A 968-nucleotide genomic window follows, 5' to 3' on the forward strand; every position below is an offset into this window, starting at 1 on the left:
GTATTCTCTTTAATTTGGGAAAAATCGATATGAACGACTTTATAGGTTTTATCATTCCATAAATTGTCGGTGACAATTTTAAGACCTTGAAACTTATCAAGACCGTTTGAGAAAAGCTCATGAAAAGTGCTTACTAATGTCGATTTACCAAATCTGCGCGGACGTGATAAAAAAAACGGATTTCTAAAACGAGCAAGATTTGCCACTAAATCCGTTTTATCAACGTAGATCATCGAATTTGCAGCAAACTCACTAAATGAAGTAATGCTTAAAGGCAGTTTGGAATAGTCGATCATATACAAAATTCTTACTTTGCTTGATTTGTATAATGAATTGTACTTCAATAAGTTTTAAAAGCCAAAAGCTCATAGAATGATTATTTTGTTTATTAAATTTAAAAGATATATGGTTAAAACTATTTTTTGCTTGTGCACAATAATGTTTATGTTTGATGTGCAGGTTTAAATAAGGAATCTTTATGTCAAGTCTTACTCAAATGTGGATCATGCTTCTTTTGGTTTTAGTGATCTTAGGGGGCGTGATGTTTTTATTGCGAAAGTCTAAGTATATAAAAAATCTTGATTCTGATATGAAAGTTATAGGAAGACTTGCTGTAGGTCCAAGATCTTATTTAGCTAAAGTAAAAGTAGGGGATAAGACAATTTTGCTTGGTATAACTTCTCAGAACATAAGTTACTTATGTGATCTTTCATCTCAAGATGAGCATATAAATGTCGAGAAGTTTAAAAACGAACTGGCATCAAATTCTGATTTTACACAAAAGTAAAATACTGTATAAAAGTTAACAGAAATAAGGCCGCTGAGGCAAATTTTCATGAAACATAGAGAAATTAGCGGCCTTAACCCGGATAAGCGTCAGTCATGGTTTTTCTCTTTTTGTCTGACGCTTAAATTTGGTTAGAAGCTGTGTCTGAAGCCTCCCGATACGGTATAGGTGTCTTCGTTGT

General features: G+C 32.7%; 2 protein-coding genes. One reads left to right on the forward strand and one right to left on the reverse strand.

The window, feature by feature from the left end; translation table 11 throughout:
• On the reverse strand, positions 1–296 hold a 296-nt coding region (locus HMPREF9444_RS09520), incomplete at its 3' end, for an AAA family ATPase (protein ID WP_009144227.1).
• Positions 297–478: 182 nt separating this feature from the next.
• On the opposite strand from HMPREF9444_RS09520, the gene HMPREF9444_RS09525 reads away from it, so the two are divergent.
• Positions 479–787, forward strand: coding sequence for a flagellar biosynthetic protein FliO (locus tag HMPREF9444_RS09525; protein ID WP_009144228.1), 309 nt, complete (start codon positions 479–481; stop codon positions 785–787).
• Positions 788–968: the final 181 nt, after the last annotated feature.

It is taken from the genome of Succinatimonas hippei YIT 12066 (assembly GCF_000188195.1).
Taxonomy (GTDB): Bacteria; Pseudomonadota; Gammaproteobacteria; order Enterobacterales; family Succinivibrionaceae; genus Succinatimonas; species Succinatimonas hippei.